Annotated in this window: 5 protein-coding genes and 1 pseudogene; all 6 read right to left on the bottom strand. The window is 63.1% G+C overall.

Features of this window, described 5'->3' with window-relative positions; translation table 11 throughout:
• Positions 1-1,272 (bottom strand): ABC transporter substrate-binding protein (locus GHO41_RS28275; RefSeq protein ID WP_153435259.1); only part of this gene is annotated, 1,272 nt, incomplete at its 3' end.
• Between the two features lie 17 nt (positions 1,273-1,289).
• Positions 1,290-2,276, bottom strand: a complete 987-nt coding sequence (locus GHO41_RS28270; RefSeq protein WP_153435258.1) for an ABC transporter ATP-binding protein — start codon at positions 2,274-2,276, stop codon at positions 1,290-1,292.
• Positions 2,266-3,279, bottom strand: coding sequence for an ABC transporter ATP-binding protein (locus tag GHO41_RS28265; protein WP_153435257.1), 1,014 nt, complete (start codon positions 3,277-3,279; stop codon positions 2,266-2,268). The genes GHO41_RS28270 and GHO41_RS28265 overlap by 11 nt, the downstream gene beginning before the upstream one ends.
• Positions 3,276-4,157 (bottom strand): ABC transporter permease, encoded by an 882-nt coding sequence (locus GHO41_RS28260; RefSeq protein ID WP_371929067.1) that lies wholly within the window; start codon positions 4,155-4,157, stop codon positions 3,276-3,278. The genes GHO41_RS28265 and GHO41_RS28260 overlap by 4 nt, the downstream gene beginning before the upstream one ends.
• Before the next feature lie 26 nt (positions 4,158-4,183).
• Entirely contained in the window at positions 4,184-5,158 is a 975-nt protein-coding gene (locus GHO41_RS28255; protein ID WP_153435255.1) for an ABC transporter permease, read from the bottom strand.
• Positions 5,155-5,901 (bottom strand): annotated as a pseudogene (locus tag GHO41_RS29945) (FAD-dependent oxidoreductase); the annotation flags it as partial. The gene GHO41_RS28255 and the pseudogene GHO41_RS29945, both read right to left, overlap by 4 nt.

Raw genomic sequence — 5,901 nt, 5'->3', positions numbered from 1 at the left:
GCTGGCCTCGCCAGTGCCGTTGCCCCAGGCGATCACCGTGACGGCGTATTCGTTTTTGTTGGCGCGGCTGGCGTAGACCGACCACGGCACCACTTGCAGATCAACCTTGACCCCGATGCGCGCCCAGAACTGCGCCACGGCTTGCAGGGTTTCCGGGGCCAGCGGGTAGCGATCACCCGGCACGTGCACGGTCAGCTGGAAGCCGTCAGGGTAGCCCGCCTCGGCCAGCAGTTTTTTTGCCTGCGCCGGGTCATTGGCGATGTCTGTGACCGCCGGGTTGTAGCCGAAGGTGTTGGCCGGCATCCACTGGTTGGCCGGGGTCACGGTGTTTTGCAAAATGCGCTCAGCAATTGCCTTGCGGTTGATCGCCAGCGACAGCGCCTGGCGGACCCGCACATCACGCAGCGGGTTTTGCGCCAGCGGCTGGCCCGCATTGTCGCGAATGAATTCGTTGGGCCCCGCACGGAAGCTCGGCTGAATCAGCAACGCGCGCAAGCCGGGGTAGGCAAAGACGCTGACACTCGGGGTGGCGCTGAGTTTTTTCACGTCCGAGGGCGACACCTTGTCGATTACGTCCACGTCCCCCGCCAGCAAGGCGGCCGTGCGGCTGGCCGGGTTGGCGATGTAACGGTAATCAACCGTGTCCCACGTCGCTGGCTTGCCCCAGTAGCCGGTGTTGCGCTCAAACAGTGTACGGTCGCCCTGGGCATTGGAGACCAACCGATATGGCCCGGTGCCGATCATCGCCTTGCCGCTGTTGTAGTCGGCGGTGCTGGAGTGCTCACCGACATGCCGGCTGACGATGTAAATCGAGTCGATGTTTTGCAACAGCAATGGATTGGGTTCAGACGTTTTGACCCGCAAGGTGTAAGGGTCAGGGGCGCTCACCGACTCGACCGTGCGCAGCGAACTGGAATACGGCGCCACGCTGCCGGGAACGTTACGCGCCCGTTGCAGGGAATACACCAGGTCATCGGCGGTCAGCGGCTGGCCATCCTGCCATTTGACGTCCTTACGCAGGTAGAACTCCCACGTGGTGGCATCCACGGTTTTCCAGCTTTCGGCCAGCCCCGGCAAGGTCTTGTCGTCGCGACGTTCCAGCAGCGACTCAAACACATGCAGCGCCAGCGAACGGTCACCGGCGTGGTTGTTCAATTGCGGATCCAGCGATGACACCGGATCGGCGTAGGCGATGCGCAGGGATTGGGCATTGGCCCCCGCCGCGCCGGTCAACAGTGCAGCGGTCAGTAACGTAAGCAGCAGCGGTTTCATGGCAGGTATCCGAAGGTTCAAGAAACAAGGTTGAGATGGCAGGCGCTGAGGTGCCCCGGCGACACTTCACGCAGCGTCGGCGCCTGTTCGCGGCAACGTTGGCTGGCGTGAGGGCAGCGCGGGTGAAAGTGGCAACCGGACGGCGGATTCAGCGGGCTGGGCATTTCGCCGCGAATGGCCTGGTACTGGCTGCGGCGCAGCTCGAAACGCGGGATCTGCGCCAGCAATGCCTGGGTGTACGGGTGGTTGGCGCGGCTGAACAACTCATCCACCGTGGCCGACTCCACCACCCGCCCCAGGTACATCACCACCACCCGGTCACACAGGTGCTCGACCACGCCCAAGTCATGGCTGATAAACAGGTAAGTCAGGCCCAGTTGCTCGCGCAGGTCCATAAACAGGTTGAGGATCTGCGCCTGAATCGACACGTCCAGCGCCGCCACCGACTCATCGCACACCAGCAACTCAGGCTGCACCGCCAGGGCCCGGGCAATGCCGATGCGCTGGCGCTGGCCGCCACTGAATTGATGCGGATAGCGCTGACGCAGCTCCGGGCTTAACCCGGCACGGCGCAGTTGCGCACTGACGTAGTCGTCAAAATCGCTGCGACTGGTCAAGCCCTGGCGCAAGGCGCCCTCACCGACAATGCGGTCAACCCGCAAGCGTGGATTGAGGCTGGCGTAAGGGTCCTGAAAGATCATTTGCACCTTGAGCCGCGCACCTGCGCTCAAGGACTCATAGGGCTGCCCCTCGACATTGACGCTGCCGCTGGAGGCTGGCAGCAGGCCCGCAACCATGCGCCCCAATGTCGACTTGCCGCAGCCGGACTCACCCACCAGCCCCACCACTTCGCCACGGGCGATGTGCAGATCGACGTTGTCCACGGCGCGGGTCAAGGGCCGTGGCTGGCTCAAGCCCAAGCGTCGCAGCAGGCCACCTGGGGCCTGGCCAAACTGCTTGCTGACCTGGCGAAGTTCGATCAAAGGCACGGATTCATTGGCCATGGGCAGCTCCAGCTTCATAGACGGCGGGATGAAAGCAGCGCAGGCTGCGCCCCGGTTCAATTTCAACGGCGGGTGGCAATTCGCTGCACGCGCTGCTGGCCCGGCTGCAACGCTGGGCAAAGGCGCAACCGGCGGGCATCGACAACAGGTTGGGGGCCATGCCGGGGATCTGCCGCAGGCGTTGCCCGCGCTGATTGCGGCTCGGCAGACTGTCGATCAGGCCTTGGGTGTACGGGTGCAGCGGGCGGTCGAGCACCGCATCGACACTGCCCTGCTCGACAATGCGCCCCGCGTACATCACCGCCACTTGATCGGCCAGCCCGGCCACCACCGACAGGTCATGGGTGATCCAGATCAGTGACGTGCCCTGCTCGCGTACCAGCTTCTGCACCTCGCCCAGGATTTGCGCCTGAATGGTCACATCCAGCGCGGTGGTCGGCTCGTCGGCGATGATCAGGTCCGGGCGGTGCAGCAAGGCAATCGCAATGGCGACCCGCTGGCGCATGCCGCCAGACAACTGATGCGGGTAGGCACGCAGGCCCTCTTCGGGGCTGGCGATGCCCATCGACGCCAACGTGTCACAGGCGTGCTGGCGCGCCTCGCGACGGCTCATCGGGCTGTGCGCACGCACTGCTTCGATCATTTGTGCATCGATGCGCAGCACCGGGTTGAGGGTCATCATCGGGTCTTGAAAAATCATGGCGATCCGATTGCCCTGCAAATGGCGCAGCTCTTTGGCCGACAACCGGGTCAGGTCGCGGCCCTGAAAGATGATCTCTCCGCCGCTGATTCGCCCCGGTGCATCCACCAGCCCAAGGATCGAAAAACCGGTCACCGACTTGCCAGAACCTGACTCGCCCACCAGGCCCAGAATCTGCCCCGGCTGCAAGCGCAAGGACACCTCGCGCACGGCAGGCAGCACGCCGTCACGGGTATGGAAAGAGGTCGACAGATTGCGCACTTCAAGGGTCGCAGGCCGAACGTCTTGCTGGAATGCATTCATCGTTGCAGCCTCGGGTTGAGTACATCACGCAGACGGTCGCCCACCAGATTGATCGCAACGATGGTCAACAGCAGCGCAAGGCCGGGGAACACGCTGATCCAGTACTCGTCGCCGAGCATGAATTGAAAGCCGTTGGCAATCAGCAGGCCCAGCGACGGCTCGGTGATCGGCACACCGAGGCCGAGAAACGACAGGGTCGCTTCCAGAGTGATGGCACGGGCGATCTGCAAGGCGCCGATCACAATCAGCGGCGGCAGGCAGTTGGGCAGAATGTGCCCCACCAGAATCCGCCAGCGGCTGATGCCCTGCCCGCGTGCGGCCTCGACGTATTCGCGACGGCTTTCGACCAGCGCCTGGCCCCGCGCGGTGCGGGCGTAATAGGCCCACTCCAGCAGCACCAGGGTCAGCATCACGTTGCCCACGCCCTTGCCCAGCCAGGCGAGGATCATCAACGCCATGAGAATCCCCGGGAACGACAGCAGCAGGTCCACCAGACGCATCACCAAGGCGTCGACCCAACCCCCTGCATACGCCGAAATCAGCCCCAGCAACGTCCCGATCACGGCCGCGATCAAGGCCGAACCCACGCCCACCAGCAAGCTGATGCGCAAGCCATAAACAATCGCCGAATACAAATCACGGCCCTGCCCGTCCGTGCCCAGCCAATAGGTGTAAGCCCCTTCGGCGCTGTGCGCTCCGGGCGCCAAGCGCGCATCGAGAACGTCCAGTTGCATCAGGTCATAAGGGTTTTGCGGGGTGATCCAGGGCGCAAACAGTGCGGCCAGAGTGATCGACAGCAAAATCAGCAGGCCGACCATCGCCAAAGGCGAGCGGATAAAATCCAGCGCACCGCGTTGCCACAACGATTCGACGCGCATCACGCGCAGCGGGTTTTGCAGAGCAGTCATTGGGCACCTTCCAGACGGACACGCGGGTCCAACACGCGATACAACACATCCACCAGCAGATTGAGGCTCACAAAAATCACCACCACGACCAGCAGGTACGCCACCACCACCGGCCGGTCGAGATTGTTGATGCTGTCCAGAATCAGCTTGCCGGCACCGGGCCAGGCAAAGATGGTTTCGGTAACCACCGCGTAGGCGATGGTCGAGCCCAACTCCAGCCCCAACACGGTGACCAGCGGGATCAAGGTATTGCGCAGCACGTGCATCACAATCACCCGCTTGGGCGACAAGCCTTTGGCCCGGGCGAATTTGACGAAGTCCTGCGGGAGGATTTCACGCACCCCGGCGCGAGTCAGGCGCAGCACCAGCGAGACTTTGAACAGCGCCAGGTTCAACGCGGGCAGCAATAAATGCTGCCAGCCATTGAGGGTCAGCCATGACCACTGAATGCCAAACAATTCCCGTGTCGCGCCACGGCCACTGGCGGGCAACCAGCCCAGGTGCACCGAGAACAGCAGAATCAGCATCAAGGCGACCCAGAAAGCCGGCAGCGAAAACCCGATAATGCTGCCCGCCATCATCAGCCGCGCCGCCTTACTGTCCGGGTACAACCCGGCAAACAGCCCCAGCGGCACGCCGATGACGATGGCCATCAACAAGGCGCTGAACGCCAGTTCGAAGGTCGCGGGCAGGCGCTGCACAATCAGTTGCAGGGCGTCTTCGTGATAGACATAACTCTTGCCCAGATGCCCGTGCAAAATCCCGCTGAGAAAATTCAGGTACTGCTGCCACAGCGGCTGATCCAGGCCCAACCGGGCAATCGCTTGCAAGCGCTCGGCCTGATTGAGGTCTTCACCGATCAGAATGTCCACCGGGTTGCCGATGGCATTGAGCCCGACGAACACAATCAGGGTCATCAGCAGCATCACCAGCAAGGCTTGCCCCAGCCGCCGCAACAACCATCCGGTCATGTGCGCAACTCCTGAGCGCGCAGGATGCCCGGCTGCCATTCATCGCCCTTCAATTCCGGCTCGGCATAGGCTTGCATCGCCTCGAAATGCAGCTCGATATCGTCGTTGAACAATTGGCCGGCCAGCCCTTGGGCCATGCGCTTGGCGCCTTCGCTGATGGCCGGAATATCGCCAGACACACCGCCGTAAGTCAGCGCTGCCGGGTAACTGAAGCAATGCACGCGGTCCAGCCCCGGGCAGGTGCCAGGCACACGTTCGAGAAATTCGAATAATGGCCCCAAGTCGGGCAACTGCGACAGCTCATTATCTTCTTGCCCGGCCGGTGCGCTGTAACGGTCGCTCCACAGTTTGATGTGCGGGGCAAACGGCGAAAACTCCGGGCGCAACGCCCAGTTGCTGCGAAAGCCGGTGGCAAACACCAGAAAGTCGTAGTGCAAATGGGCGGTCGGCGTCTGTAGCAACAGGCTGCCATCGGCTTGCACCGCCACCGATTCAACCGGGCTGCCCAGCAAGAACCGCGCGTTGGCGTGCCGCGACACGCGCAACGTACTGCCCTGCGGCGGCGGCACTTGTTGCAGGTTGAGGTAGTGGCGGATGCTCCACTTCCAGTCATCCGGCAGGCGCCAGTAGCCGTGGGTCATGCCTGGGCTGCCGGCACCTTTGCCCTTGTTGATACGGGGTAAATCCTTGCGCCGGACCAGCAGGTCCACCGACCGGGCGCCCGCCTCCAGCGCAGTACCGGC

This window comes from Pseudomonas sp. FSL R10-0399 (assembly GCF_009600165.1).
In the GTDB taxonomy this organism is placed as follows: Bacteria; Pseudomonadota; Gammaproteobacteria; order Pseudomonadales; family Pseudomonadaceae; genus Aquipseudomonas; species Aquipseudomonas helleri.
Note: the sequence above shows the minus strand (reverse complement) of the source record. Positions and strands in the feature narration are given on the sequence as shown.

Coding starts and splice junctions, on each gene's coding strand:
- GHO41_RS28260 (WP_371929067.1), bottom strand. CDS start 4,157: ATGCGCGTCGAATCGTTGTGGCAACGCGGTGCGCTGGATTTTATCCGC.
- GHO41_RS28270 (WP_153435258.1), bottom strand. CDS start 2,276: ATGGCCAATGAATCCGTGCCTTTGATCGAACTTCGCCAGGTCAGCAAG.
- GHO41_RS28265 (WP_153435257.1), bottom strand. CDS start 3,279: ATGAATGCATTCCAGCAAGACGTTCGGCCTGCGACCCTTGAAGTGCGC.
- GHO41_RS28255 (WP_153435255.1), bottom strand. CDS start 5,158: ATGACCGGATGGTTGTTGCGGCGGCTGGGGCAAGCCTTGCTGGTGATG.